Source organism: Tardiphaga sp. 42S5, from assembly GCF_034044155.1.
Classification (GTDB): Bacteria; Pseudomonadota; Alphaproteobacteria; order Rhizobiales; family Xanthobacteraceae; genus Tardiphaga; species Tardiphaga robiniae.
Genome location: NZ_CP139027.1, coordinates 106164 through 131710, shown reverse-complemented (window position 1 = coordinate 131710; position 25547 = coordinate 106164). Strand labels below are relative to the sequence as shown.

The window sequence follows — 25547 nt, the reverse complement described above, 5'->3', positions numbered from 1 at the left end:
GGAGTTTCCGATGCGCCAGGAAGACATCCTCCGCTTGCCGTCGATGCCGATGGCCGGCCCGAGCTATCCCGCCGGTCCCTATCGCTTCATCAATCGCGAATTCCTTGTCATCTCTTATGAGACCGATCCGGACCTGATCCGGATGGGTCTGCCCGAGCCGCTGGAGCCGATCGAACAGCCCATCGTCCACTATGAATGGATCAAGATGCCGGATTCATCCGGCTTCGGCAGCTATACCGAAACGGGCCTCGTGATCCCCGCGCGTTTCAAGGGCGAGGACGTCAACTTCGTCTCGCAAATGTATCTGGACGATGATCCGCCGATCGCTGCCGGGCGCGAGATCTGGGGCTTCCCGAAGAAATACGCCCATCCGAAACTTGAAGTGGTTAAGGACACGCTGACCGGCACGCTGGAATATGCCGGGCAGCAGGTGGCCATGGGCACGATGGCCTACAAGCACGGCGCCATGGCGGGCAATGGCGAAGCGACGCACGCCACGCTGTCCAAGACCCAGATCAATCTGAAGCTGATCCCCGGCGTCGATGGCAGCGCGGAAGTCTGTCAGCTGGTGGCGATCAACCTGACTGATATCACCGTGAAGGGCTCATGGTTCGGCCCCGGCCGTCTGCATCTGATCCCGCACGTCAACGCGCCGGTCGCCGACTTTCCGGTGCGCCGCGTGATCGGTGCGCATCATTTCTTGGCCGATCTGACATTGCCCTATGGCCGCGTCGTCCATGACTACAACAAGCAGAGCGACACACTCGCCGAAGCCGCCGAATAGAGCATGATCCGGAAAAGTGGAAACCGGTTTCCGAAAGATCATGCTCAAAACAAAGAGACGAGATGATGATCCGATTTTTTCTAATCGGATCATCATCTCATCTCGGCTGACATATCCCTGTAACAAGGGTGTCATTAAGTGCCTGCGGCGGACTGACACAGTCGGAGAGCCGCAGGCAGATATTTTATTTTTTTGGTGGCGCATGCGTATTGCGTGGCGTGAAAAACGGTGGGTGTCCGATGCAGCTTGAAGTGCCGGTCACATCTGCAGAAGTGACGTCCATACCAGGCGCGCCTGATCTGATTCCGGGTCTGGTCTGGGCCTTCCGCATTCATTCCGACGGCAAGCCGGAGCCATTGCCGGTCGATGCCGGCATCGATCTCGTCCACGGCGGGCTGCTGTGGCTGCATTTCAACCTGACTGACGCGCGCGCGCTGCAATGGCTGGCGCAGATCCCATTGCGTGCGCCGGAGCAGGCCCGTGCCTTGTTGCTGTCCAAGGACACATATCAGCAGCTCCATGCCACCGATGACAGTATCTATGGCGTGATCTCGGATCTGTTGCGCGATATCGACGAGGCGACCGAAGACACCGGCTATCTGCGCTTCGTGATGACCGAACGCTTGTTGATCAGTGGTCGGCATCATGCGCTGTGCGCCGTCGATGCGACGCGCCGTTCGCTTGAGCAGGGCCAGCGGGTCGACAGCATGGCCGCGCTGCTTGAGACGATCGTGGAGAATGTTGCCGACACCATGGACGGCGTCGCCGACAGTTTGGCGATATCGCTCGACGAGATCGAGGAGCAGGTGGTCTCCGGCGACTCCCGTGACATATTGCAGAAGCTCGGCCGTCTGCGCCGGACCTGCGTGCGGCTGCATCGGCAGCTGTCCGGGCTGCGCATCGTATTCCAGCGGCTTGAGGCCAAAGGTCAGCGTGAGTTGAAACCGTCGCTGCAGCTGCGTGCCGGCAAGCTGGCGCAACGGCTCGACGGGCTGGATCACAACGTCGTCGAGATGCGCGAGCGCAGCCGGCTGCTGCAGGAAGAGCTGCATCTGCAGATCGAGGAACGCGGCAATGAAAGCCTTCGCGTTCTTTCAGTGCTTACCGCGCTTCTGCTGCCGCCGACGCTGGTCACCGGCATCTTCGGTATGAACACCAAGGGACTGCCGCTGACCGATGTCGAAACCGGATTTCTCTGGGCGGGCGCACTGATATTGATTTCGTCAGCATCGGCCTATGCCGTGATGAAGCGCCTCAAGATCATCAGGTAGCTATCATGGCTGGTGTGTTTTCGTGCTGGATGGTCCGTGCGATGATGGCGGTCGCCGGCCTTGTCGCCTGTGGCACGATCTCGCTGTCATCGGCGCATGCCGGCGATTGGCGCGATAATGGCCTGAAGCCGATCAATGACCGGCTCGCCGAATGGGGTGTGGCGCTGTCAGCCACTTACATCGGCGAGGCGCTCGGCAATGCGTCCGGCGGCATCCGGCGCGGCGCGGTCTATGAGGGACGGTTCGATTTTGGCGTGGATGTCGATCTCGACAAGGCGGTTGGCTGGAGCGGCGCGACCTTTCACGCCAATGTCTATCAGATCCACGGACCTGGCCTGTCGCGCGACTATATCGGCAATCTGATGCTGGTGAGCGGCATCGAAGCGCTGCCGGCGACGCGGCTCTATGAATTCTGGATCGAACAGTCGCTGTTCGGCGGCAGACTGCTGGTGAAGGTCGGTCAGCAGCCATCCGATATCGAGTTCATCGACAGCAAGTATGACGATATCTTCGTCAATTCGGCGCTGGGCTGGCCCGGCATTACCGGCGTGATCCTGCCGGCGGGCGGACCCTCGCCGCCACTCGCCGTGCCGGGCGTTCGTTTCAAGGCCAGTCTGTCGGATGCGTTCACGGCCTATTTGGCGGTGTTCAATGGCAGTGCGGCAACGCCCGGTCCGAATGATCCGCAGATCGCCAACGCGCATGGTCTTGCATCTCGCGTCAACGATCCGCCGTGGATCATCGGGCAGCTGAAATACAGCTACAAGCTCGGGCCGTCTGAGCTGCCGGGGTCAATCACCGGCGGCGGCTGGGTGCATCTCGCCGAATTCGATGACGAGCGCTGGACCGCACAGGGCCTGTCGCAGGCCGATCCGGCCGGCACCGGCGAGCCGCTGATGCGGCGCGGCAATCGCGGCGTTTTCGCCGTTTACGAACAGCGGCTCGCTTTCAGTGCACTCGGTCCGGACAAGGGCATCGGCTTCTTTGCACGCACGTCGATCAGCCCGTCCGATCGTAATCTGATCAGCTTCTATCTCGATGGCGGCATCCAGGTATCAGGCTTCTCGGCCGAGCGGCCGGATGACAGGTTCGGAATCGCGATGACTTATGCGCGTATCTCGGATGGCGCACGCGGGCTTGATCGTGATGTGCAGCTTTTCACCGGAATTCAATCGCCCATCCGCGATTTCGAAGCCGTGCTGGAAGTAACCTATCTCGCTGCGGTCGCGCCGGGTGTCGCGGTGCAGCCGGTGTTTCAATATGTGATGCATCCCGCTGGCGGGGCCGTCGATCCCAACGATGCCACGCAGACAAAGCGCATCAAGGACGCCGCGGTTTTCGGCGTCCGCACCACCATCAATTTCTAGAGTTTCTCGTTATTCCGGGATTTGCCAGAGCCGGCTTACCGGCGGCGGCAAAGACCCGGAATCCCGTCATGTTCAACATTCTGAGATTCCGGGTTCGCGCGCGCGAAGATGCGCACGCGCCCCGGAATGACGAGTTTTTTGGCTATTCAGCAGCTACGGCTTTCGGCGTCTTGTTGAGACCCGCGGCAGCCTCGGCAATCATTTCGTATGATTTCAGCCGCGTGGCGTGGTCGTAGACGTCGGAGACGATCATCAGCTCATCTGCGCCGGTCTCCTCAACCAGCGCGGCGATGCCGGCGCGAACCGTCTCCTTCGAGCCGATGATCGAACGCCGCAGCATGCCCATGGCCTGCATCTTCTCGGCCGGTGACCAGTAAGTCTCGATGTCGTCGATCGGCGGCGTGCTCAGCCCGCGGGTACCGCGGAACATATTGGTGAACGACATCTGCTGCGTGGTCCACAATCGCTTCGCCTCCGCGTCGGTATCGGCGGCGATGATGTTGACGCCGACCATCGCATGCGGCTTCGTCGACTGTTCGGATGGTTCGAAGTGCTGGTGATAGATCTGCAGGGCCTGCAGCAACTGGTCGGGCGCGAAATGCGAGGCGAAAGCGTAGGGCAGGCCGAGCGCCGCGGCGAGCTGCGCGCCATAGGTCGAGGAGCCGAGGATCCATAGCGGCACGTCGGTGCCCGCGGCAGGCACCGCCTGCAGGCGCTGGTTTGGGCCGGCCGGTGCGAAATAGGCCTGCAGCTCCTGAATGTCCTGCGGGAAATTGTCGGAATTCTGCAGCGAGCGGCGCAGCGCCCGCATTGTCATCTGGTCGGTGCCGGGTGCGCGGCCGAGGCCGAGATCGATGCGGCCGGGAAACAGCCGCGCCAGCGTGCCGAACTGTTCGGCGATAACGATCGGCGCATGGTTCGGAAGCATGATGCCGCCGGCACCGACGCGAATGGTCTTGGTCCCCGCCGCGATATGGCCGATCACCACCGAGGTTGCGGCGCTGGCGATGCCGATCATGTTGTGATGTTCGGCGACCCAGAAGCGCTGATAGCCCCAGCGTTCCGCATGGCCGGCGAGATCCCGGGAATTGTCGAGCGCGCCGCGCGCATCGGTGTCCTGGGTGACGCGGACGAGGTCGAGGATGGATAGTGCGGTCATGACGGGGCTCCCATTGCCCTTGCCATGTGGGCATGGCTGGGGCGGATTGCCAGCCGGTTGCGCGCCCGGCATGGCAGCCCGGCGTTACTCTCGAGCGGTCAGGTCAGGCCCGCGTGGAAGGCGCGGACGATCGCGGCGCATTCGGCCGGCTTTTCCATCTGCATGAAATGCGAGGCGTCGGGCACGGTGGTGAAGGCGAAGCCGCCATCGCGCGCGAAGGCACGCTCCATGTCGACGAACGGGCTGGTTCTTGTCTTTGGTTCGCCGGCGACGAGCAGCACCGGCAGCCTGACACTGCACATCCGCTCCCAGGCGCCCGGGAGATCCTGCATGGTGAAGATGCTGGCCTCGAATTCCCTGGCGCAGGCGAGTTCATAGAGCTGGCTGTCGTCGTTCCAGCGCAGCGTGGATGCGGCGAGTGCTTGCAGTCCGGCATCGTCGACGCCGGCAAATGCCGAGCTCCGGCGATAGGACTCGAACAGCTCCTGCACATTCGGAAAGGTGGCGCGACGCTGCGCAGCGCGTCCGGCGAGCCTGTCATTTTCCGTGCGGAAACTCTGGAACTCCGGATAGCTCGCTGGCGGCGTCGCCGGCGGCTCGAAGCCGACGATGCCGATCCACGGCGTCTCATATTCAGCGGCATGCAGCAGGGTCGTCAGTGCGCTCATCGAATGAAATGCACCGAGGCTCGGCGCCGCGCCGAGTTCGCGTGTGATCCCCCGCATGATCGCCTCATAGTCGCGGATGAGCTGTGGCCAGACATGCGGAATGGGCTGGCGATACGGACTGCTGCGGCCATGATGACGGAAGTCGAACACCACAGTCTCGTAGTCATCCGTGAAGAGATGCCAGAAGCTTTGAAAAGCATCGATGGCGAGGCCATTGCCATGGCTGCAGATGATCCGTGGGCCTTTTCCATAAACGCGTATGCTGGCGGTGGCGCCGTCCTCGAGCAGAACCTGAAAAGCGTGCGTCTCGGCCGCAACGGCCGGAGCGGAAGGCGCATAGTCCATATGGGGGAGAATCCGTTATATTTTGGAGCAGAAGGCGAAGCTGTCGCATGCTTGGCCGGACCGCAGAGTCTAAAAGACCTTGTCTGAAAGACTTTGCTGCTCACCGTCAGTTCGTACGCAGTTTCAGGATACAAAGCGCGGCGGGGTGGTTCAAGCCACAGCAGGTCATACCAGCTCAGCTGGAACGCCGGATGATCGCCACGCGCCCGTCCAGCGGGATCGTCGCGTGCCCGTCGGTCACCGGCACGCGGCGCCACTCGGCATCGTCATTCGGACGGTTGAAGGAGAGCGAAGCGGCAGGGCCATCGACGGCGATGTCGATCGGCTCCGTGGGCACCGGGATGTCTTCAGCCTTCTCCACATTCCAGCAGCGCACCGCGCGCCATACCGCAAGCAGCGGTTGTCCCTGCGCATCCTGAAACGCGATGTGCCGCAGGTCCGGTGCCGTGGATGCCACGCGTAGCGGCGGATCGTTGTTGGCGCGGCGTGCGCCTTTCAGTGCGGACAGGAGATTCCGGATCGCATGGTAGCCAGGCTTCGGCGAGCCGTCATTGCGGACGAGGCCCCAATGATGTTCTCCGTCATTGGGATCGGTACCGCCATCGAAGAATTCGTAGAGGAATGTCCGGAGAATGCCGAGGCGGAAGTTGTTGAGCAGCAGCCGTGGCAGATAGAGCGCCGCCGCCGTTTCCGAGACGCCGGAGGTACCGGGCTTCACGACATTGCAATAGCCGCATTCGGTTGCCAGTGCGGGTGCGCCGGGTTTGAACGCGTCGCGCATATTGTGCAGATACCAGGACACGGCGGCGTAGTCGTTGGTTGTTTCCGGCTCTTGCGCCTTCTGCACATAGGAATGGATGGCGACGGCATCGCTGAACTGCGCGGCCGGGCGCAGCAGTGCGACGTCGGCGGGCTTCCAGTTGATGACGCTCGGCGACAGCAGCGGCAATTCCGCCGCCGCATATCGCGCGCGCAGCGCAGCGTGCACCTCGCGCTGATAGTTCACGACGACATTGCTCCAGCCCGGCTTCGCCAGCGGCAGCGACAGAAACCAGTCGCTGTTGCCCTCGTTCTGGCCCTCTATCGCCGAGACGCGCTCGATGCCCAATGCGGCGAGATAGGTCATCATCTCCAGCACGGTGTTGGTCGCCGGCGATACAACAACATTGAACAGGACGCCCGAGCGTTCGTTCAGCGCGCGCCAGCGATCGAGATCGTTGCCCGGCCGCAACTCGTCGCGCAGATGGCGAATGCCTGATGCCGCAAGCAGCTCGTGAAACCGGTCGAAATGACTCGCATATGGCTCGCTGCTGATATGCACATTGACGCCGACGCTGTCGGTGAAGGTATCGGACGGGCCTGGAAGCGGCAGCGCGGCCAATGGACGGGAGCGCAGCATCATGGACGCCGCGCCTCCCATCAGGATGGCTCGTCTGCTCAGGCTGGACATTTCGATCTCGCACGCATGAAGCCCCCGCGACGCCTCGGGGCAGTCTGAGCCTGTTAGACTTAATAAACCGCCGATCGACAAGAGATGTTCTCGTCAGCGATCAACCGAATCGGCCCGCTGGCCCGCAAGATCACTGTCATCGCGGCAACGGACAACTGTACGCGCTCGCAAAAACGTGAGCTGCGACGGCCCTCGGCCTGTCGGCTCCGGCCCGTCCCGTGCGTCTTCCACTCAGAGAGCGCTAACGTGGAGACCAGGAATGACCAATTCTCACTATCGCTGGGTAATCGTCGCCGCAGGCGGCCTTCTGGGATGCGTCGCGATCGGCGGCATGTTTTCGCTGCCGGTGTTCCTCCAGCCGATCGCGCGGGACACCGGCTGGTCGGTCACCGGTATATCCAGCGCCATGACAATTGGCTTCCTCGCGATGGCTGTCACCAGCCTGATCTGGGGCACCTTGTCCGACCGATTGGGGCCACTCCCAGTGGTGTTGACCGGGTCGGTCGTGCTCGCGTCAAGCCTGGTGCTGGCGAGCCTCGCGACATCCCTGGTCGCATTTCAATTTGTCTTCGGGCTGATGGTCGGCGGCGCCACCGCCGCGATCTTTGCGCCGATGATGGCGACGGTCACCGGCTGGTTCGATACGCATCGCAGCCTGGCCGTCTCGCTGGTTTCGGCGGGGATGGGCATGGCGCCCATGACCATGTCGCCGCTGGCGGCCTGGCTCGTTTCGAACCACGATTGGCGCACCTCGATGCAGATCGTGGCCCTCGTCGTGGCCACGATCATGATTCCAGTCTCGCTGCTGGTGCGCCGCGCGCCGGCGCTGGAGGGCGCGCCCCCCGCTCCATCCGCCGAGCCGGTGCAAGCAGAGATGTCGCGCGCGCAGGCGCTACGCTCACCACAGTTCATCATCCTGCTGCTGACGAATTTCTTCTGCTGTGCCACGCATTCTGGGCCGATCATCCATACTGTGAGCTACGCGATCAGCTGCGGCATACCGCTTGTCGCTGCGGTCACGATTTATAGCGTCGAAGGTCTGGCAGGGATGGGCGGCCGTATCGCCTTCGGCCTGCTCGGCGACCGTTTTGGCGCCGAGCGTGTACTGGTCCTTGGCTTGCTCGCTCAGGCGTTCGGCGCGCTCGGTTTTGTCTTCGTGCGTGAGCTCGGCGGGTTTTACACCGTGGCGGCGGTCTTTGGCTTCATCTACGCCGGCACCATGCCGCTCTACGCCGTTCTCGCGCGCGAAAACTTTCCGCTGCGGATGATGGGCACGGTGATCGGCGGAACGGCCATGGCCGGCAGCCTCGGCATGGCGACTGGACCTCTCGCCGGAGGTTTGATCTACGACGCGTTTGCCAGCTACGCTTGGCTCTATATCGGCTCCTGGATCATGGGGCTCGGCGCTTTCCTGATCGCAATGACATTCAGGCCGATGCCGGTCGCGAAAGCGGCGCCCGCGCCCGTGCCGGCGTGAGGACAAATCTTCCAGTCGTCATTTGCGGCTAACGCGCTTTTCGAAAATATAGCCAGTCGTCAATGGATTACTGCTAATGACCTGTCGGTGCCCCTGGCCGGCAGTTTTTATTCTCATAACCATCTGAATTTAAAGTTGTTTTCGTCGTGAAAGTCCACCGATACCAACAGAAATACCAGCAAGCTGATGCCCGGTATTAGCTAGCAAAAATAAAATAGCTGGCCGCCACGGCGGCAGGCGCGCCCCGTGCAGTTCGGGTCAACCTAGGCAATGGCCGTTGTTCGCGCAGAGCTGACGTCGAGATGCAAATTTGACCTATTTGATCTGACCCGTATTTGACGTGGCGTCACGATCATCGGGTCCAGCGACCTTCGTGGAAATCGCGGTTGTTATTGATCGTATTCACTTGAGGGCAGCAGCGCTTCGAGAGATGTTCTCTGCCAAGGTCTTAAGGCTGGGCAGGAAGGTTTTGAGCAATTCACGTCGATCAATTGCAGAGATGAAATAAGTCATTCCTACTGTCGCAAGCACCTTGTCTCCACTCATGATCGGGATGGCGATCGTCCCGGAGGAGCGAGGGTCGACGGCGCGATCCCGCTCGGCATAGCCTTGCTTCCGGATTGATCTCAGCATCGACAATGTCTGAGCGCGATCTCCGATGAGTTGATCTTCATCATCCGTCGATCGCGAAAGGAGATCGAGCAACATCAGACGCTCCCCGATGGGGCAGAATGCCAGATAGGCGCGACCCAGTGCGCGGCGCAGCAGGCTGAGATGCATGTTGATCGTTCCGTGGAACGGCGACACTGGACTGTCCGCAATGGTGCTGAAGCGCACGACCACGGACGTGTGGTCGAGAACGCCGATCGCCAACGGCCACTGATGCTGTGACGTAAAGGACAGCGCCCAGGGTCGCGCGGCTTCGACCACCAGTGGGTCGCCGTGAAAGCCGTTGCTCAGGGATTTGACGCGCGACGCCACCGTGTAGCCGCCTTGCCTGCGGTCATTGGCGGCATAGCCCATGGCGCACAGCGATTTCATCAGCCGAACGATGGTCGACTTCGGCAGGCCCGTCGCGAGATGAAGGATCTGGATCGACGCGACGCGATGCCGGTTCAACTCCTCCAGCAGGATGAGCGTGCGGGCTGCCGCTTCGACCTTCGGTGAACGGGGGGCCATACCAAGATTCCACTCTGCGGAACGCTGGCGAATAGATATGGCAAATGGCCCGGCTGGTTGCAATATCGGCCCAACAGAATGCGCCGGTGTCCTTCAGGCCACCGAAGCGCAACCGTGTCGTGGGAGGAAGTGCCGTGTCTTGCGGAGAGGTCAGGGCGCCAATGGCGTCGTTGCGCCGCATCAGTATCGCGTGGCAATCAGTTCACCTGCCATGTCCGGAAAACGTCGGGCGCTATTGCGATCTGTCGCGTACGCGCCGACGCGGGAGGGCCGCGCGATGAGGCGTGGGCTGCGGCCCCACCATTCATCGGCAGATAGCCATTTTCTCAGAACCAGCATCCACTGAAGGGCAGCCATCATGGCCGAGAATTCCGTTTCATATCCTGACACTGTCGCGCTCCCGCCGCTCTCGCGTCCGAAGGAGGTCGAGGAGCTGCTGGTCGATGCGATCGATCTGCATTGCCACAGCGGGCCTGCCGCGATGCCGCGGATACTTGATCACCATGAGGAGATGCTGGACGCTGCCGCGGCGGGTTTTCGCGCGGTGCTGTATAAGGATCACTTCTATCCCGGAATGGCGCATGCCATCATTCTGGAAAAGCTGTTTCCGCAGCTCGGCGTTCACCTGTATTCGGGCGTGGCGCTGAACAATGCATCCGGCGGCATCAATCCGCACGCGGTCGATCATGCGATCAAGCTCGGCGGCAAGATCGTCTGGATGCCGACGCTGTCGGCCGCCAACCATATCAATGTTCAGGCCAGCGGTCAGGCCAAGACATTCCCGAAGACATCCCAGAAGATGCTGGATCCGATCCCGCTCACGGCGCTGGACGCCAACGGCAAGCTCACGGATGACACGAAGAAGGTCATCGATCTGATCGCGGAGGCCAACATCATCCTGGCTGGCGGTCACCTCCACGTTTCGGAGCAGCACGTCCTCTTCAAGGAGGCCAAACGCCGCGGCGTCAGGAAGATGATGGTCAATCATCCGACTTACGTGGTCGGCTTTGCCGATAGCGATATTCGCCAGTTGGTCGCGCTCGGCGTGACGATGGAACATTCCATCTGCATGTTCATCGAAGGCAAGTCGAAGAAGTTCAGCGGGGACGATCTGGCCCACCTCATCGAGGTCGCCGGCGTGGATAGTACCATTCTGTCGTCCGATCTGGGCCTGCTCGGTTCGCAGCGTCCGGTGGATGGTTTCCGTAGCGTCACGCAGATGCTGCTCGATCTGCAGATGCCGCACGCCTCGATCAAGAAACTGATCAGCGAGAACGCGGCGGCATTTCTCGATCTGCCGGCGAAGCGCGCCGCTCAATAGAATCCTGACCGACAAGAACGACCGGGGAAGGTCGGCCAACAAGATCGACGAGGAAACCATGAACGTGGATCGCGAAAGCGAAGAAGCCCTGATGAATCGCATCATGTGGCGGGTCATGCCGCTTGTGATGGCGATGATGATGCTGGCCGTGATCGACCGGTCGAATGTCGGCTACGCCAAACTGCAGATGGCCAGCAGCCTGGGCATGTCCGAGACCGTGTACGGACTGGCGTCCTCGCTGTTCTTTATCGGCTATTCGTTCTTTGAAATCCCGAGCGCGCTGGCCGCGCACAGGTTCGGTGCGCGGCTCTGGTTTGCGCGTATCCTGCTGACATGGGGTATGCTGACGGTGCTGCTGGGTTTCAGCATGACCGGCTCGATGTTTGCGGCGGTGCGCTTCCTGGTCGGCGTGGCCGAGGCGGGCGCGTATCCGGGCATTATCTTCTACCTCACGCTCTGGTTTCCCAAGCGCTACCGCGTGCAGGCCGTGGCGCTTCTCACCATCGGCAGTCCGCTCGGCAACATGTTCGGCTCGCTGTTCGGCGGCATCCTGCTGGATTTCGACGGCATGCTCGGTCTCGCCGGCTGGCAATGGGTCTTCATCGCCACCGGCGCGCCTGCGGCTATCCTGTTCGTTCTGGTGATGCGCTATCTTCCCGACAACCCGCAGACGGCCGGTTTCCTGTCGTCCGATGAGAAGGCGCGGCTGGCGGACGCGCTCAGTCGTGATGAAATCGCCACCACGATGCACACCAGTCCGCTCCGCGTCCTGATTGACGCAAGGGTGTGGTGGTTTTCGTTCGTCTACACGCTGATCACGCTGTCGCTCTACGGAATCATCTATTGGTTGCCAACGGTGGTCAAAGGGTTCGGCACGACCGGCACGCAGAACGGTGTGCTGAATGCACTGCCATGGGCGGTGGCTGCCGCGGTCCTTGTCTGGCTCCCACGCCATCTGCGCGAGCACCGCACAGTCCTGATCGGCATGGCGGTGATCGCCCTGTGCGGAATGGGGGCGTTCTTCACCTCGACCCTGCTGACCGAGAACTGGATGCGTTATGTGGCGCTCGCGGTCGGCACCCCATGCGTCTCGCTGATGTTTCCGTGCTTCTGGTATCTGCCGTCACAGATATTCAAGGGAGCACATGCGGCGGCGGCGATTGCAGCCATCAGCACGATCGGCAGTCTCGGTGGCTTTGCTGCGCAGAATCTCATGCCGTGGGTCGCGAGCTTGTCGGGCAGTGCGCTGGCTGCGATGTCGGTACCCGCCCTCAGCCTGGGTCTGCTTGCCGTCAGCGCGTTCGCGATGTTGCTGACATGGCGCGTCCTGCCGAAGACCGACGGCGAGAGCGAGGTCACTGTTACCGCTGCTGCCGCTCGCCGGCAGACCGCGTCATGACGACTCTTCCGTCGGACATGCGGGCGGTCAGGATCGCCCGCTTTGGCGGTCCCGAGGTGTTGACGCTCGGTGAAGAGGCCTTGCCGACGCTGGCGCGCGGCGAAGTGCTGGTGCGTGTGGTGGCGGCCGGCGTGAACCGGCCAGACATCCAGCAGCGCCGCGGACTCTATCCGCCGCCGCCCGGCGCAACGGAAATTCCCGGCCTCGATATCGCGGGTATCGTGGTCGCGACGGCGCCTGACGTGAACTGGCCGCGGGTCGGGAGTGCGGTCTGCGCGCTGGTCACCGGCGGCGGCTATGCGGAGTATTGCAGCGTGCCTGCCGTGCAATGCATGTCGATCCCTCGGGGATACGACTTCGCGCAAGCGGCGGTACTTCCCGAGGTGCTGTTCACCTGCTGGAACAACGTCATTCTTCTCGGCAAGTTGGCGGAGGGTAAGAGCATCCTCGTACAGGGTGGCACCAGCGGTGTCGGCATGGCGACCATCCAGATCGCAAAGCTGCTGCGATCGGCGCGTGTCTTCGCCACGGCCGGGTCGGAAGCCAAGCGTCAGATCTGTCGCGATCTCGGCGCGGAGATCGCGCTCGACTATCGCTGCGATTGGGTCAAGCCGCTGGTGGAAGCGACGCAGGGGCAGGGCATCAACGTCATCCTCGACTCGCAGGCTGGTCCTTACACCAATCTGGAGCTGGAACTGCTGGCCTTCGATGGTCGCCTTGTCCTGATCGCGAGCCACCTCGGTGAGCGCGCCGACATCAATGTCCGGCAGATCGTGCGCCGCCGGCTGACGCTGACGGGCTCGACGATACGGCCACGTCCGTCGGAATACAAAGGCTGGATTGCCAAGGCCCTGATGCGCGAGGTCTGGCCATTGCTTGAGGATCGGCGGATGCGGCTCAGCATCTGCGCGGCATTTCCGCTGGAGGACATGGCCAAGGCGCATGCCCTGATGGATGCCAATGAACAGATCGGCAAGGTCGTGCTGATTGTCGATCCGGCCCTTGCCTATGTGGTGCCGGACGGTCGACCGAATTAGAGCACGAAAGACGACGTGATGAGTGATGTCCTGTCAATGCCGGTCGCGGCGGCCGAGAAGTTTCTCGCCGATCTGTTCGAGCGCGCCGGTCTTCCGTCGCTGGCGTCCGGGCAGATGGCGTGCGCGCTGGTTGATGCTGATGTGGCAGGTCTCCCGTCGCACGGTCTGTCGCAGGCCGACATGTATATTCGCCGGCTTCGCCTCGGGAGCGTGTCGTCCGCTGTGAAGCCGATCGTGGTTGAGAGCCGCGCGGCAATGGCTGTGCTCGATGCGCAGGGCATGTTCGGCCATCTGGCGGGTGATGCGGCCATCCAGATGGCCATTGAGCGCAGTAAAGAGACGGGTGTCGGTATCGTGGCCGTTCGCAACAGTTTTCACTTCGGCGCGGCGGCCCGGTATACACGCCAGGCAAGTGCCCGTGATTGCATCGGCATCGCCATGTGCAACACCAAGCCGATGATGCCGGCTCCTGGCGGTCTGGAGAAACTGGTCGGTAACAATCCTCTCTCGATCACTCTTCCGGTGTCCGACGGGCCCGAGTTTGTCCTGGACATGGCGCTGAGTGAGGCGGCGCTCGGCAAGATCCGCGTCTATGAGCGGGAAGGGAAGCCGCTCCCGCCGACGTGGGCTGTCGACCGCAACGGCGAGCCTACGACGGATGCCAAGGCCGCGATCGACGGCATGCTGTTGCCGTCGGGCGGCGCGAAGGGCTTCGGCCTGTCGCTGGCGATCAATCTGATGTGCAGCCTGCTGTCGCAGGGGCCCGGCGGCGACGAGGTTGCGCCGCTCTATGGCGACCTTTCGAAGCCGTTTCTGTGTTCGCTGCTGTTTCTGGCTATCGATATCGAACACTTCCGGTCGGCCGAAGACTTCCGCAATGAAGCGTCCGCCGAGCTCGCGAAAATTCGCGCGTCGCGCGCGCAGGTGCCGCCACGTACGCCGGGTGAACGCAGTTGGACGAAGCGCCAGAGCGATGGCGGCCGGATCGATATTCCACGCGCATTGTCCGCGACGTTGAACGCGCTGGCAGAGGAAATCGGATCGCCAGAGCGTCTGCCGTCTTAACGGTACGCGCTGCCAAAAAGCATCGCCGTAAGAATTAAAATGAGACCGGCCGTCATGTCGACGGCCGCAGAACGGACAGGAGCACGGGCGATGCAGGCGCCGCGTCAAAAGGTTTTCATCACTTGCGCCGTCACCGGCAATCTGACCACGCCGGAGCAGACACCGCATCTGCCGATCACGCCGGCGGAAATCGCCGAGGCCTGTCTCGGGGCGGCCGAGGCCGGCGCCGCCATCGTGCATATCCATGTGAGGGAGCCTTCCACCGGGAAGCCTTCGATGGAGCTCGAATATTACCGGGACGTGGTTGACCGGATACGCACGAAAAACACCCAGCTGATCCTCAACATCACCACGGGCCCCGGCGGCCGTTTCGTTCCATCCACGGATCAGCCACGCGTCGCAGCGGCGGGAACGACGCTGATTGCACCTGAAAAACGTGTCGAGCACATCGCCGCGCTTCGCCCGGATATCTGTACCCTCGATCTCAACACCATGAATTCGGGCAGGGAAGTCGTCATCAATACGCCCGGCAATGTCAGGCGGATGGCGAAGGTGATCCGTGAGGCCGGGGTAAAGCCGGAAATCGAGCTGTTCGATTCCGGCGATATCGCGCTGATGAATGATCTGCTGAAGGACAACACATTCGACGGGCCCGTACTCTGTTCCTTCGTCATGGGGGTTCGTTATGGCTTCCAGCCAAGTCCCGAGACGGTCATCTACGCCCGCAACATGCTGCCGCCGGATGCTCAGTTCACCGCAATCGGCATCGGCAAGACGTCATTCCACAATGTCGCGCAATCCTATCTGTGCGGCGGACACGTTCGCGTTGGTCTGGAAGACGCCGTCTATCTGTCGCGCGGGCAACTCGCGCCATCGAATGCTGCCATGGTGGAGAAGGCCCGGCGCATCGTCGAGGAACTCGGCGGAGCGATCGCATCGCCGCGCGAGGCGCGGGAGATCATCGGCCTTCCCACCCGCCTAGCGGCAAGCTGACGGAGGTCTGCCGGATGACGCGTCTCAACGTCACCGTCGGCCGAACGGCCCTCAAGAATCCGCTGATTGCCGGATCCGCGGAGCATCATATCGACGCCGAAGGCGTACGTCGTGCGCTGCGCGCCGGCGTTGGCGCGGTGGTGGTCAAGTCCATCAACGAATCCGAGCGCGGCCGTGACCAGCTGCAGCGCGCCGAATACATGCTGCTCGACAGCGAGTGGCGCGAAATGGCGTGGACGCCGAATGCGCCTGACACGGCATTCATCGCCTGTCGCTCTGGCCTGACGCCGCAGAGCTTCGATGCGTGGCTCGATCAGACAGTCCAGCTCGATCGCGAGGCCAGCCAGGTCGAATCCTATGCGGTCGCGAGCCTGATCGTTGCGGACCTCGCGCGAACGGTCGAGATGGCCAGGCAGGTCGAGCAGGCGGGCCTGCGCGTCCTCGAGCTGAATATCGGCACGCCCTATGCCAGCCAGGCAAAAGGTGTGGTGTCCACCGAACTCGATCCCGAGCGCGTGTCCATGATCGTGTCTGCGGTACGGCAGGCGATCGGCATCCCGCTATGGGTCAAGATCACCGGACAGAGCGAGCGCGTGCCGGACCTGGCAGATGCCGCATTTCGCGCGGGCGGCGAAACCGTGGTGATGGCCGGGCGGCTGCTCGGCTTCGTGCCTGATGTCGAGACGATGCAGCCGTTTCTGGGAACGACGCTAGGCGTCGGAGGATACTGGAATCTGCCGCTGACGTGTCACTGGCTGGCTGTGTCGCGGCAACAGCTTGGCGGCGACAAGCCGCTGATTGCGACCAATGGCGCACGCACCGGTCTCGATGTCGCGCGCATGATGCTCGCCGGCGCCAGCGCGGTGGAGATGGCGTCTGCGGTGATGCTGCGCGGCGCGGCCGTGCTGTCATCCGCGTTGGATGAACTCGACGCTTACCTGCGCGGCAAGCGGATGACCGCCGCCGAACTGGTTGGCAGGGCTGCAGACCAGCGCAAGTCATTCGCCGACATGCCGCTGCGCACCGACAACTGGAGAAAATACATTGCCGATCAGCTTTAACGCGGGCGCGCCGTCCGTGCGCTGCGCTTGACGGGTGGTGGTTGATGAGCGCCGCGGCCGTGCCCGAGCTTGTGCGAGATCTGGCGTGCCGCCTCGATGAGCTGGGCGACGTCGGACGGCCGTGTCTTCTCCGGCAGGACCTGGATCGACGCCACGATGGCGACCGAGGCGATGCAGGCATCCTGCGCGTCGAAGATCGGCGCGGCCACCGCATTCATCCCGATCAAGCTCTGCTCGGGGGCCGTGGCAAAACCAAGACGCACGATCTCCAGATATTCCTGTTCGAGCTTACGGACGGACACGATGGTCTTGTCGGTGAAACGCTGCAAGGGCTGCGCAAGGACGCGCGCCCTCATGGGGCTGGGGGCGAACGCCAACAGGACCTTTCCTTGCGCCGACCCATGGAAGGTCAATTCGCTGCCCGGGCGAACGCCGAGTTCAATCGCCGCCGTCCCCGACAGCTTGTGCAGGATCAACGCGCCGCGCGGCGTCATTTCGGAGAGCACGACGAAATGACCAAGGGCATCACGCAACTGCCGCATTGGTCCTTCCGCGAGCTGGATGAGATCCGCATCCGGCGCATGCCGGGCGAGCAACCGGCCCTTCGGACCGATGCTGTAGCGCGAGGTGCTGGAGTTCTGCGTGAGATACCCGCGGTCGACCAGCGTCTGCAGATGTCGATGCACCGATCCCTTCGTCATGCCCAGACGGTCGGAGATCTGCGTCACGCCCAGTTCATCGTCGGAGAATGCAACGGCTTCCAGTACGTCGATGGCCAGTTGCACGGAGTGGACGCCGGTTGATGCTGAATCGCTCATCGTTTCTCAATTTCGTGTTCGCTTGTGCTGAACAACGTAGCGAACTGGAATGCAAGTGCAATGTGATTGATGCGTTGAGCGTCGCGGGCATATGCCCCGAAACTATTGACACGACCGTGCGCTGACCACTATCTTTAAATGAAACGACGTTCCGCTCTCGCGAACGTCAACGAAATCGACAGTCTTCAAGGCAGTCGGGATAAAGTGCGGTGAGGGAATGACAGAGATAACTGACCCCAAGGTCGAGGCGCGCATCGACGCGTTGCTGAAGGGGGCGATTGATCCGCATGTGCATAGCGGGCCGTCCATCGCACCGCGCGGCATCGACCACGTCACGTTGCTTCAGCAGGCCTCAGAGGCGGGTTTCGCCGCGGTCGTCACCAAGGATCACGACTACAGCGGCGTCATGACGGCCGAGTTGATCCGGCAGCACTTTCCCGAGTTGAAGACAAAGATCTATTCCAGCATCGTGCTCAATAATGTGGTGGGCGGTCTCAATCCCTACGCGGTTGAGCACACCGCTGCGCTGGGTGGCAGGATCGTCTGGCTTCCCACGCTGGCCGCCGCAAACCATCTGCGATGGCAGGCGTCGGCTCAATGGGTGCACCCGGCCTCCACCGAGCGGATGCGACCGGTTACCGCCATTCCGGTGCTGAACGACGACAAGTCGGTACGCGACGACATGAAGGAAATTCTCGATATCGTCGCGCGCAACGACATGGTGCTGGCCAGCGGCCACCTGCATGTCAGCGAGACCTGGGTGATCTTCGAAGAGGCGCAACGCCGGGGCGTCAAGCGTCTGGTGTTCACTCATCCGGAGGACATCGTCGACGCGTCGTTGAATGACGTCAAAGGTATCGCAGCGATGGGCGCCTTCGTCGAGCACTCGCTCTGCATGTTCCTCGACGGCTGCAAGTTCAAGAGCCGCGAGGCCGAGGACCTGCGCGACCAGATCGAGGCTGCGGGTGTGGAGCAGACGATGCTGTGCTCCGACCTTGGCCAGACCGGAACCTTCAGCCCGCTCGACGGATTCCGCCGCGGCATCAGACTTTGCATGGATCTGGGCTACGACGACGATCAGATCCGCAAGATGGTCTCCGGCAACACCGCGCGCGCGCTTGGCATCGAAGCGGATGTAGCTGCGGCGCGGGCCAGTTAGCCTTCCGGACAAGATACAGGCTCAGGCCGGCGCATCGTGAAACGCCGGCTCCCAGAATTGACACCAAGGGAGATTCCACATGTACGACACCACCGATCCGAGGGCCAAGCTTGCGCCCGCAGCCGCAGGCGCCGCGCCGGCAGGTCCTTTCGGTCAGGCCGAATATCTCCGCTTCTACGACGAGCCGCCGCAGGAGGATGGGCCGTCAGGCAGGAGCTGGTATGGGCGCGGGCAGAACTTCCTACTCGTGCATACGGAGGGAAAAGCCGGCGGTGTGCTGGCGCGTGAGGAGCAGCCGGACGAATACGCCGTGCTGTTGTCCGACCCCAAGGTGGCCGTGGAGATCACCACGGCGGAGGGCACGAAGCGCGTCAACGGCCGGTCGCTGGCCTTCGTGCCGCCAGGACGGTCAAGCATCAAGATCATTGAAGCCGGCAAGATCGTTCGCATCTTCACCACGCGGTCGGAGGATCTTGCGGCGAAATGCGCCAATGCAGCATCATATGCCACGGCCAAGCCCTACGTCGCACCGCTGGAGTCGTGGCCCGCGCCGAAAGATGGCTTTCGTCTGCGCGTCTACAGCCTCGACGTGCCGCCGGAGCCGGGCCGCTTCGGTCGTATCTGGCGCTGCACCACCATCATGGTGAACTATCTCGACGGCTATAACGGCCCCCGCGATCCCAGCAAACTGTCGCCGCATCATCACGACGATTTCGAGCAGTGCTCGCTCGCGGTTGAAGGGGAGTTCATTCACCATCTGCGCTGGCCCTGGACGATCAACAAGAAGAACTGGCGCAAGGACGATCACGAACTGTGCAAGACCCCGTCCATCGCAGTCATTCCGCCCCCCTCGATCCACACAACCGAGGCCTGTGGGAGTGACTTCAACCAGCTCGTCGACATCTTCTGTCCGCCGCGGCTCGACTTCTCGCAGAAGCCCGGCTGGATTCTGAACGCCGATGAATATCCGATGCCGTAACCGGCAGTCCACCCAGCAACGGCAACAGGATTATCAAAGATGACAACTGCTTCCACATTCCGGCAGCGCATGCTTGGCGGCCAGAAACTTGTCGGCACGTTTCTGAAGACACCGACCGGTCACGGCACCGAAATCCTCGGCGATATCGGCTATGATTTCGTCGTGATCGATCAGGAGCACGGTCCATTCGATCGCACCAGCAGCGACATCGCGCTGATGGCTGCGCGGGCAACCGACACGCCGGCGCTAGTTCGGGTGCCGGGACCGGAGGCCATTCTCTCGGTGCTGGATTGCGGCGCCACCGGCGTCCTGGTGCCCCATGTGAAGAGCGCGGCCTATGCGCGCGAGGTGGCAGCAATGTTGCGCTATCGCGGTGGCAGCCGCGGCTTTGCGACCAGCACGCGTGCGGGTCGCTATTCCGGCATACCGATGTGGCGACACATTGCGGATTCGGATGCCCGGATGGTGTTCGTAGCCCAGATCGAGGATCCGGTGGCGCTGGACGAGATTGACGCCATCGCCGCCGTCGACGGCGTCGACTCGGTGTTTATCGGGCGGGGCGACCTGACCGCGGCCTTTGGCGATGAATCGAAGGATCCGCCCGATGTGTTGCGCGCAGTCGAACGCATCTCGGAGGCAGCACGCAAGGCCAACAAGCCGATCAGCGTCTATGTTGGCAATGCGAGCGAGGCCGCCTGGCTGAATTCGCTCGGCGCCAACGTCTTCGTGCTCTCGTCGGATCAGGGCTTTCTGCGCCAGGCGGCGACTGCCGCCCTGCGCGATGTCCGGGACAAGGTTGGATGAGCACGCGTTAGATCGATCAATCTGCAATCAGCGCTCAAGCTGAAAAAACAGACAGGGGGACGGAGACATGAGACCACACAAGGCGTCAATTTGCGCCACGCTGTTCGCGCTCGCGCTGGCACTGCCGGCGTCAGCGCAGCAGACGATCAAGATCGGATCGTCGCTGGGTTTGACGGGATACGGGTCGGCGACCGACGGTCACTGGCGTGACGGGATGCAGATCGCCATTGAGGCGGTCAATGCGCAAGGCGGCGTCCTGGGCAAGAAGCTCGAACTGGTGATCGAAGACAACAAGTCGACGCCGCAGCAGGCAGTGGTCGTCTATCGGAAAATGATGACAGACGACAAGGTCACCGCCTTCGACAGCGGCTGCATCTCGGCCGGCAACTTTGCCGCCGCGAGCTTCGTCTCCAGAGCCAAGTTGCCGATGTTTCTCTGTTCCATTCTGCCGCGCCAGCCGGACGAGCAGAAGTGGGCCTTCCAGTTCCTGCCGCCACCCAAATTCGAGGTGGATGCGCGCTATCAGTATCTCAAGGACAAGACCGATATCCGTAAGGTCGGAATCCTCTCCGATCCGAGCCCGTACAGCCTGTTGATGCGCGGCCTAGCGGAAAAGGGCGCCGAGGAATTCGGACTGACCGTCGTGGCCAATGAGTCCTACCAGCAGGACGACGCCGACTTCAGCGTTCAGATCGGGCGCATCAATGCGGCTGGCGCCGGGGCGATCATCATGCTGGGGCAAGGCAATGCGGTGGTAACCGTCGTCAACAACATCCGCAGCCTCGGCCTGACCAAGATGCTGATGCTGGGCAGTATCAACGAGCTCGATATTCTGCTCTCGGCGGGCAAGGTGCTTGGCGACCAGTATCTGGTCCCGTCGCCGCTTATTCAGGTGGCAGCCGACGACATCAAGGTCATCACGGATCCCGCCGCCCGCGCGGCCGCGGAGCCGTTCGTCAAGGCGATGAAGGCGAAGTTCGGCAAGTCCGACAACGCGCAGGCCTCGCGCGCCTGGGACTCGATCATGATGATGGCTGCCGCCATGAAGAAGGCGAATTCGACCGATGGGACGGCCGTACGCGATGCGTTCGAGAAACTCGGCCATTACGACGGTGCGGGCGCGTCCTACGACTTCAGCGCGGAGAACCATATCGGGATTATCAAGAATCCCTACGTGATCGCCTCCGTGAAGGACGGCGTTCTGGTTCTCAAGAAGTGACGGCGATGGCGGACATTGTCCCCCTGATCGCTGTCCGCGATCTGACGGCCCGCTACGGTCATATCGAAGCGCTGCGGTCGACCGCGCTCCATGTGGCGCCCGGTGAGTTCGTGACCATTCTGGGACCGAACGGAGCCGGCAAGACCACCTTGCTTCGCGCCGTCACGCGGCTGATCGCCAGCACCGGGCAGATTGTGTTCAACGGCCGGGATGTCACTCATCTATGCACCCATGAGCTGGCCGGGCTCGGTATCATCATGGTGCAGGAAGGGCGGGGCCTGTTCGGTGACATGAGCGTGCGGGAGAATCTGCAACTCGGCGCCTACAAACTGTCCGGACCGCAGGCCCACAGCGAGCGGCAGCTGGAGAAGGTGTTCTCCCTGTTTCCACGGCTGCGCGAGCGTATCGACCAGACCGCATCGTCCATGTCCGGCGGCGAGCAGCAGATGCTGGCTGTCGGCCGGGCACTGATGGCCGATCCAAAACTGCTCATTCTCGACGAGCCGTCGCTCGGCCTTGCGCCGCGCGTCGCTTCCGAAATCCTGTCGACGCTCGGCGCCCTCAACAAGGAGGGTCTGGGTATCTTGCTGGTCGAGCAGAAAGCGCCGCTGGCGCTCAAGCTCGCCCAGCGCGTTTACATTCTTGCCTCTGGAAGCGTTCGGGCCGAGTTGCCGACGCACGAGATTGAATCGCACCATGACCTTGCTCGCTATTACTTCACCTAAGCCGGTTGCGCGTCTCGACCGGTTCTCCATCGGCCTGCTTGGGGCAGGCGCGCTGCTGTTTGTCGCCGTGCTGATCTATGGCGGCTATCTGCTGACGGTGATGCAGCTCGCGATGATCTATGGCATCTTCTGCCTCGGATTGAATTTCTTCATGGGCTATACGGGGCAGGCCTCGTTCGGCCAGAACGCCTTCGCCTGCATCGGCGGCTATGGCAGCGCCATTCTCTGTGTGCAGTACAACTGGGAGCCTGCGCTTGCCCTGATCGCCTCGATGGGCGTGGCGGGAATAGCCGCGCTGGTGATCGGCTATCCGACGCTGCGTCTGCGCGGCCACTATCTCGCGATGGCGACCTTCGCGCTGGGCCTCATTACCTATGACATCTCGGTCCAGTGGACCAGCCTGACCCAGGGCTATATGGGCTATGCCGGCATTCCACCGCTCGGCATCGGCAGCCTGACCGTCGAGGACGAACGGCTGAAGCTGCTCTGCCTCGGTGGGCTGCTGCTTGTCGGTTTCTGGATCTCGCAGCGCCTGCGCGATTCACGTTTCGGCCGCGGACTGCGCGCCATTTCCGGAAGCGAGAATGGCGCCGCTGCGCTCGGCATTCGCATTTCCCGCTTCAAGCTCATCGCCTTCGTCATCGCCGGATTGTATGCGTCGGCCGCTGGATCGCTGTTCGCGCATACGGTCGGCTTCATCAGTCCCGAAGTGTTCGGCCCGCAGATGGTCATCGTGACCTTCACGATGCTCTATGTCGGAGGCGTCGGCACGCTGATCGGTCCGGTCGTCGGCGCCATTGTTGCATCTCTGCTGCCGGAAATCTTCCGCAGCACCGGCCGCTTCCAGGACATAGCCTACGCGCTGGTGTTGCTGTTGATGCTGATCTATGCGCCCAAGGGCCTGTCGGCACTCGGTGGACTGTTTCGCCCGCGCAAAGACAAAGGGGAGGCGTGAGCATGGCTCTCCTCAAGGTCAAAGGTCTGACCAAGCGTTTCGGCGGGTTGCTTGCCAATAACGAGATCGACCTCGACGTGCCGCAAGGCAGCCTGTTCGCGGTCATCGGCCCGAATGGCGCGGGCAAGACGACATTCTTCAGCATGATCTCCGGCTTCCTCAATTCGACCTCGGGAAGCATCGCCTTCGACGGCCACGACATCACGCGCATGCGCCAGGATCAGATCGCCGCTATGGGGTTGATCCGGACGTTTCAGCTCGTGCAGCTGTTCAAGGGCATGTCCGTCGCCGAGAATGTCGAGGTCGGTTGCCACCTCGCGACCCGCGGGGGCGTCGCCGCGGCACTGCTGCGGCCATCCTGGTTTCGCCGGCAGGAAGCCGAGGTTCACGAGCGGGCGCGCGAACTGCTCGATTTCGTCGGGCTTGGCGCGCAGGCCGATCTCGATGCCGAATTGCTGCCCTATGGTCAACAACGACTGCTCGAAGTCGCACGCGCGCTCGCATCCAAGCCGCGGCTGCTACTGCTCGACGAGCCCGCCGCCGGTCTCAATACGCAGGAGACCGACGCGCTCGCGCACATCATCCAGAAGATCAACCGCCAAGGCACCACGGTGCTGCTGATCGAACACGATGTCGGTCTGGTCACACGGATCGCGCACCGGATTGCGGTGCTCGATTTCGGACGAAAGATCGCCGAAGGCACGCCGGACGAAATCAAGGTCCATCCCGAAGTCATTGCCGCCTATCTCGGCGTAGAGGAGGCAGCCAATGCCTAGCGCAGTCGAACTCGTTCAGAGTCTGGTCAACGGCGTCGGTATCGGACTGATCTACGGACTGGTCGCGATCGGATTTTGCGTCATCTACAATGCCAGCGGTATCGTCAATTTCGCGCAGGGCGTGTTCGTCATGCTCGGCGGCATGTTCGCACATACGCTGCTGACGCAATTCGGCCTGCCGATCTATGTCTCGGCGGTGCTGTCGACAATCCTGGTCGCGGGCATCGGCGTTCTCGTCCAGATCACCATCATCAATCCGATGTGGCGTCGCAAAGCGCCGCTGTTCGCGATCATTCTCGCGACTCTGGCTATCCAGCTTCTGATCGAACAGGTCGTCATTCTCACGCTGGGCGATCAGCCGCGGACCTACCCTGAATTCACATCCGGCGGGCCGTTGAAGATCGGGCCGATCGCGATCGGCTATCAGTTGTTCTGGGTGCTCGGCTGCGGCGCCCTGATGGTGTTCGCTCTGACGCAATTCTTCAACCGCACGCGGATGGGACGCGCTTTGCGGGCCTGTTCGCAGAACCGCGAGGCCGCCGCATTGCTCGGCATTCCCGTCGAGCGCATGCTGATCGTGTCCTTCGCACTCAGTGCAGCGCTGGGCGCCGCCGCCGGCATTCTCATCACGCCAACGCAATATACGGCGTACAGCGTCGGAGGGCCGTTCGGCATCAACGGCTTCATCGCGGCGATCATCGGGGGCTTCGGCAGTGCGCCGGCGGCGCTGATCGGCGGCATCTTCCTTGGCGTCATCCAGTCCGGTGCCATCGTGTTCTTCGGCGCGGGCTTCAAGAACATCGTGGCGCTGACGGTGCTGCTCATCGTGCTGCTGTTTTTCCCCAGTGGGTTGTTCGCCGGCCGGGCCAAGAGCGCCTGATCCAATGATGTCGCTTGTGAGAGTATCGCGATGAACGTCCTGATGATCTATGCGCATCCCGAGCCGACCTCCTTCACGGGTGCCCTGAAGGATGCCGGTGTCGCGACATTGCGGCAGGCCGGCCACGCGGTCGTGGTGTCCGATCTGTATGCCGAACGGTTCGATCCGGTCGCCGGCCGACACGACTTCAATGCCGTGGCGGACGCGGAACGTTTTCACTATCAGACCGAACAGGCCCATGCGCACGGCACCGGCGGTTTCGCGGCCGACCTCGTGCGTGAGCAGCAGCGCCTTCGCGACGCCGATCTTGTCGTCTGGCTCTACCCGATCTGGTGGGGCGGCATGCCGGCCATTCTGAAGGGCTGGTTCGACCGCGTCCTTGCCTTTGGCTTCGCCTATGCCGATGGCCGCCGCTTCGACAGCGGCTTCTTTCCCGACAAGCGCGGTCTGCTGTGCCTCAGCACCGGCGGCACCCGGCAACGGTTCTCGGTTGGCGACGCTTATGGCGTATCCAGACTGTGCTGTGGCCGGCACAGCGCCTGATGATCGAGTATCTTGGCATGACAGCTCTTGAACCGTTCGTCGCTTACGCAGCGCCGCGCGTGGATGCTGAAGGCCGCGAAGTGTATCTGAGGCAATGGAGCCTGCGATTGCAA

At 62.3% G+C, this 25547-nt stretch carries 24 protein-coding genes; 19 read left to right on the top strand and 5 right to left on the bottom strand.

The features are described 5' to 3' along the window. Positions 1 to 10: 10 nt before the first annotated feature. From SFY93_RS00620 to SFY93_RS00610, 3 genes are all read left to right on the top strand, one after another. Positions 11 to 784, top strand: coding sequence for an acetoacetate decarboxylase (locus SFY93_RS00620; protein ID WP_320445688.1), 774 nt, complete (start codon positions 11 to 13; stop codon positions 782 to 784). 239 nt (positions 785 to 1023) lie between these two features. After that, positions 1024 to 2055, top strand: coding sequence for a transporter (locus tag SFY93_RS00615; RefSeq protein ID WP_320445687.1), 1032 nt, complete (start codon positions 1024 to 1026; stop codon positions 2053 to 2055). Positions 2056 to 2060: 5 nt separating this feature from the next. Beyond that, positions 2061 to 3422, top strand: coding sequence for a carbohydrate porin (locus SFY93_RS00610; protein WP_320445686.1), 1362 nt, complete (start codon positions 2061 to 2063; stop codon positions 3420 to 3422). A 142-nt stretch (positions 3423 to 3564) separates the two neighbouring features. Here SFY93_RS00610 and SFY93_RS00605 read toward each other — a convergent pair whose 3' ends face one another. The 3 genes from SFY93_RS00605 to SFY93_RS00595 form a co-directional block, all read right to left on the bottom strand. After that, positions 3565 to 4581 (bottom strand): LLM class flavin-dependent oxidoreductase, encoded by a 1017-nt coding sequence (locus SFY93_RS00605; RefSeq protein ID WP_320445685.1) that lies wholly within the window; start codon positions 4579 to 4581, stop codon positions 3565 to 3567. Positions 4582 to 4679: 98 nt separating this feature from the next. Beyond that, complete coding sequence (locus SFY93_RS00600; RefSeq protein ID WP_320445684.1) at positions 4680 to 5594, bottom strand: alpha/beta fold hydrolase; 915 nt, start codon at positions 5592 to 5594, stop codon at positions 4680 to 4682. A 175-nt stretch (positions 5595 to 5769) separates the two neighbouring features. Continuing rightward, positions 5770 to 7044, bottom strand: coding sequence for a hypothetical protein (locus SFY93_RS00595; RefSeq protein WP_320445683.1), 1275 nt, complete (start codon positions 7042 to 7044; stop codon positions 5770 to 5772). Positions 7045 to 7303: 259 nt separating this feature from the next. On the opposite strand from SFY93_RS00595, the gene SFY93_RS00590 reads away from it, so the two are divergent. Then, positions 7304 to 8521 carry an MFS transporter gene (locus tag SFY93_RS00590; protein WP_320445682.1) on the top strand — a complete coding sequence of 406 codons (1218 nt, stop codon included), beginning with the start codon at positions 7304 to 7306 and terminating at the stop codon, positions 8519 to 8521. A 402-nt stretch (positions 8522 to 8923) separates the two neighbouring features. Here SFY93_RS00590 and SFY93_RS00585 read toward each other — a convergent pair whose 3' ends face one another. Then, complete coding sequence (locus SFY93_RS00585) at positions 8924 to 9763, bottom strand: DNA-binding transcriptional regulator (RefSeq protein WP_320445681.1); 840 nt, start codon at positions 9761 to 9763, stop codon at positions 8924 to 8926. A gap of 295 nt (positions 9764 to 10058) precedes the next feature. On the opposite strand from SFY93_RS00585, the gene SFY93_RS00580 reads away from it, so the two are divergent. From SFY93_RS00580 to SFY93_RS00555, 6 genes are all read left to right on the top strand, one after another. Further along, positions 10059 to 11021 carry a DUF6282 family protein gene (locus SFY93_RS00580; protein WP_320445680.1) on the top strand — a complete coding sequence of 321 codons (963 nt, stop codon included), beginning with the start codon at positions 10059 to 10061 and terminating at the stop codon, positions 11019 to 11021. Between the two features lie 58 nt (positions 11022 to 11079). Then, on the top strand, positions 11080 to 12420 hold the full coding sequence (locus tag SFY93_RS00575; RefSeq protein ID WP_320445679.1) for an MFS transporter: 1341 nt from the start codon (positions 11080 to 11082) through the stop codon (positions 12418 to 12420). Continuing rightward, entirely contained in the window at positions 12417 to 13457 is a 1041-nt protein-coding gene (locus SFY93_RS00570; RefSeq protein WP_320445678.1) for an NAD(P)H-quinone oxidoreductase, read from the top strand. The genes SFY93_RS00575 and SFY93_RS00570 overlap by 4 nt, the downstream gene beginning before the upstream one ends. A gap of 18 nt (positions 13458 to 13475) precedes the next feature. Continuing rightward, positions 13476 to 14522, top strand: coding sequence for an Ldh family oxidoreductase (locus SFY93_RS00565; RefSeq protein WP_320445677.1), 1047 nt, complete (start codon positions 13476 to 13478; stop codon positions 14520 to 14522). Between the two features lie 90 nt (positions 14523 to 14612). Continuing rightward, entirely contained in the window at positions 14613 to 15515 is a 903-nt protein-coding gene (locus SFY93_RS00560) for a beta-keto acid cleavage family enzyme (protein ID WP_320445676.1), read from the top strand. A 14-nt stretch (positions 15516 to 15529) separates the two neighbouring features. Continuing rightward, positions 15530 to 16576 carry a tRNA-dihydrouridine synthase gene (locus SFY93_RS00555; RefSeq protein ID WP_320445675.1) on the top strand — a complete coding sequence of 349 codons (1047 nt, stop codon included), beginning with the start codon at positions 15530 to 15532 and terminating at the stop codon, positions 16574 to 16576. Here the strand turns inward: SFY93_RS00555 and SFY93_RS00550 are convergent. Beyond that, the gene (locus SFY93_RS00550; RefSeq protein ID WP_320445674.1) at positions 16573 to 17394 is read right to left on the bottom strand and encodes an IclR family transcriptional regulator; all 822 of its coding nucleotides are present in this window, start codon (positions 17392 to 17394) and stop codon (positions 16573 to 16575) included. The two genes, SFY93_RS00555 and SFY93_RS00550, sit on opposite strands and share 4 nt — an antisense overlap. A gap of 217 nt (positions 17395 to 17611) precedes the next feature. Between SFY93_RS00550 and SFY93_RS00545 the strand changes: the two genes are divergently transcribed. The 9 genes from SFY93_RS00545 to SFY93_RS00505 all read left to right on the top strand — a co-directional run bounded on the left by SFY93_RS00545 (position 17612) and on the right by SFY93_RS00505 (position 25434). Beyond that, positions 17612 to 18553: a DUF6282 family protein gene (locus SFY93_RS00545; RefSeq protein ID WP_320445673.1), complete on the top strand. Its 942-nt coding sequence runs from the start codon at positions 17612 to 17614 to the stop codon at positions 18551 to 18553. Positions 18554 to 18632: 79 nt separating this feature from the next. Beyond that, positions 18633 to 19532, top strand: a complete 900-nt coding sequence (locus tag SFY93_RS00540) for a cupin domain-containing protein (RefSeq protein ID WP_320445672.1) — start codon at positions 18633 to 18635, stop codon at positions 19530 to 19532. 39 nt (positions 19533 to 19571) lie between these two features. After that, positions 19572 to 20336, top strand: a complete 765-nt coding sequence (locus SFY93_RS00535; RefSeq protein WP_320445671.1) for an HpcH/HpaI aldolase family protein — start codon at positions 19572 to 19574, stop codon at positions 20334 to 20336. A 67-nt stretch (positions 20337 to 20403) separates the two neighbouring features. Further along, positions 20404 to 21555, top strand: a complete 1152-nt coding sequence (locus SFY93_RS00530) for an ABC transporter substrate-binding protein (RefSeq protein ID WP_320445670.1) — start codon at positions 20404 to 20406, stop codon at positions 21553 to 21555. 5 nt (positions 21556 to 21560) lie between these two features. Then, on the top strand, positions 21561 to 22280 hold the full coding sequence (locus SFY93_RS00525) for an ABC transporter ATP-binding protein (RefSeq protein ID WP_320445669.1): 720 nt from the start codon (positions 21561 to 21563) through the stop codon (positions 22278 to 22280). Further along, entirely contained in the window at positions 22252 to 23235 is a 984-nt protein-coding gene (locus SFY93_RS00520; protein ID WP_320445668.1) for a branched-chain amino acid ABC transporter permease, read from the top strand. Before SFY93_RS00525 ends, SFY93_RS00520 begins: the two co-directional genes overlap by 29 nt. A 2-nt stretch (positions 23236 to 23237) precedes the next feature. After that, on the top strand, positions 23238 to 24011 hold the full coding sequence (locus SFY93_RS00515; protein WP_320445667.1) for an ABC transporter ATP-binding protein: 774 nt from the start codon (positions 23238 to 23240) through the stop codon (positions 24009 to 24011). Then, positions 24004 to 24891, top strand: a complete 888-nt coding sequence (locus SFY93_RS00510) for a branched-chain amino acid ABC transporter permease (protein ID WP_120286760.1) — start codon at positions 24004 to 24006, stop codon at positions 24889 to 24891. Before SFY93_RS00515 ends, SFY93_RS00510 begins: the two co-directional genes overlap by 8 nt. 30 nt (positions 24892 to 24921) lie before the next feature. After that, complete coding sequence (locus SFY93_RS00505; RefSeq protein WP_320445666.1) at positions 24922 to 25434, top strand: NAD(P)H-dependent oxidoreductase; 513 nt, start codon at positions 24922 to 24924, stop codon at positions 25432 to 25434. Positions 25435 to 25547: the final 113 nt, after the last annotated feature.

Excerpts from the sequence above, each read along its gene's own strand:
- SFY93_RS00620 (WP_320445688.1), top strand. The coding sequence starts at position 11 with ATGCGCCAGGAAGACATCCTCCGCTTGCCGTCGATGCCGATGGCCGGC.
- SFY93_RS00615 (WP_320445687.1), top strand. The coding sequence starts at position 1,024 with ATGCAGCTTGAAGTGCCGGTCACATCTGCAGAAGTGACGTCCATACCA.
- SFY93_RS00610 (WP_320445686.1), top strand. The coding sequence starts at position 2,061 with ATGGCTGGTGTGTTTTCGTGCTGGATGGTCCGTGCGATGATGGCGGTC.
- SFY93_RS00605 (WP_320445685.1), bottom strand. The coding sequence starts at position 4,581 with ATGACCGCACTATCCATCCTCGACCTCGTCCGCGTCACCCAGGACACC.
- SFY93_RS00600 (WP_320445684.1), bottom strand. The coding sequence starts at position 5,594 with ATGGACTATGCGCCTTCCGCTCCGGCCGTTGCGGCCGAGACGCACGCT.
- SFY93_RS00595 (WP_320445683.1), bottom strand. The coding sequence starts at position 7,044 with ATGTCCAGCCTGAGCAGACGAGCCATCCTGATGGGAGGCGCGGCGTCC.
- SFY93_RS00590 (WP_320445682.1), top strand. The coding sequence starts at position 7,304 with ATGACCAATTCTCACTATCGCTGGGTAATCGTCGCCGCAGGCGGCCTT.
- SFY93_RS00580 (WP_320445680.1), top strand. The coding sequence starts at position 10,059 with ATGGCCGAGAATTCCGTTTCATATCCTGACACTGTCGCGCTCCCGCCG.
- SFY93_RS00575 (WP_320445679.1), top strand. The coding sequence starts at position 11,080 with ATGAACGTGGATCGCGAAAGCGAAGAAGCCCTGATGAATCGCATCATG.
- SFY93_RS00570 (WP_320445678.1), top strand. The coding sequence starts at position 12,417 with ATGACGACTCTTCCGTCGGACATGCGGGCGGTCAGGATCGCCCGCTTT.
- SFY93_RS00565 (WP_320445677.1), top strand. The coding sequence starts at position 13,476 with ATGAGTGATGTCCTGTCAATGCCGGTCGCGGCGGCCGAGAAGTTTCTC.
- SFY93_RS00560 (WP_320445676.1), top strand. The coding sequence starts at position 14,613 with ATGCAGGCGCCGCGTCAAAAGGTTTTCATCACTTGCGCCGTCACCGGC.
- SFY93_RS00555 (WP_320445675.1), top strand. The coding sequence starts at position 15,530 with ATGACGCGTCTCAACGTCACCGTCGGCCGAACGGCCCTCAAGAATCCG.
- SFY93_RS00550 (WP_320445674.1), bottom strand. The coding sequence starts at position 17,394 with ATGAGCGATTCAGCATCAACCGGCGTCCACTCCGTGCAACTGGCCATC.
- SFY93_RS00545 (WP_320445673.1), top strand. The coding sequence starts at position 17,612 with ATGACAGAGATAACTGACCCCAAGGTCGAGGCGCGCATCGACGCGTTG.
- SFY93_RS00540 (WP_320445672.1), top strand. The coding sequence starts at position 18,633 with ATGTACGACACCACCGATCCGAGGGCCAAGCTTGCGCCCGCAGCCGCA.
- SFY93_RS00535 (WP_320445671.1), top strand. The coding sequence starts at position 19,572 with ATGACAACTGCTTCCACATTCCGGCAGCGCATGCTTGGCGGCCAGAAA.
- SFY93_RS00530 (WP_320445670.1), top strand. The coding sequence starts at position 20,404 with ATGAGACCACACAAGGCGTCAATTTGCGCCACGCTGTTCGCGCTCGCG.
- SFY93_RS00525 (WP_320445669.1), top strand. The coding sequence starts at position 21,561 with ATGGCGGACATTGTCCCCCTGATCGCTGTCCGCGATCTGACGGCCCGC.
- SFY93_RS00520 (WP_320445668.1), top strand. The coding sequence starts at position 22,252 with ATGACCTTGCTCGCTATTACTTCACCTAAGCCGGTTGCGCGTCTCGAC.
- SFY93_RS00515 (WP_320445667.1), top strand. The coding sequence starts at position 23,238 with ATGGCTCTCCTCAAGGTCAAAGGTCTGACCAAGCGTTTCGGCGGGTTG.
- SFY93_RS00510 (WP_120286760.1), top strand. The coding sequence starts at position 24,004 with ATGCCTAGCGCAGTCGAACTCGTTCAGAGTCTGGTCAACGGCGTCGGT.
- SFY93_RS00505 (WP_320445666.1), top strand. The coding sequence starts at position 24,922 with ATGAACGTCCTGATGATCTATGCGCATCCCGAGCCGACCTCCTTCACG.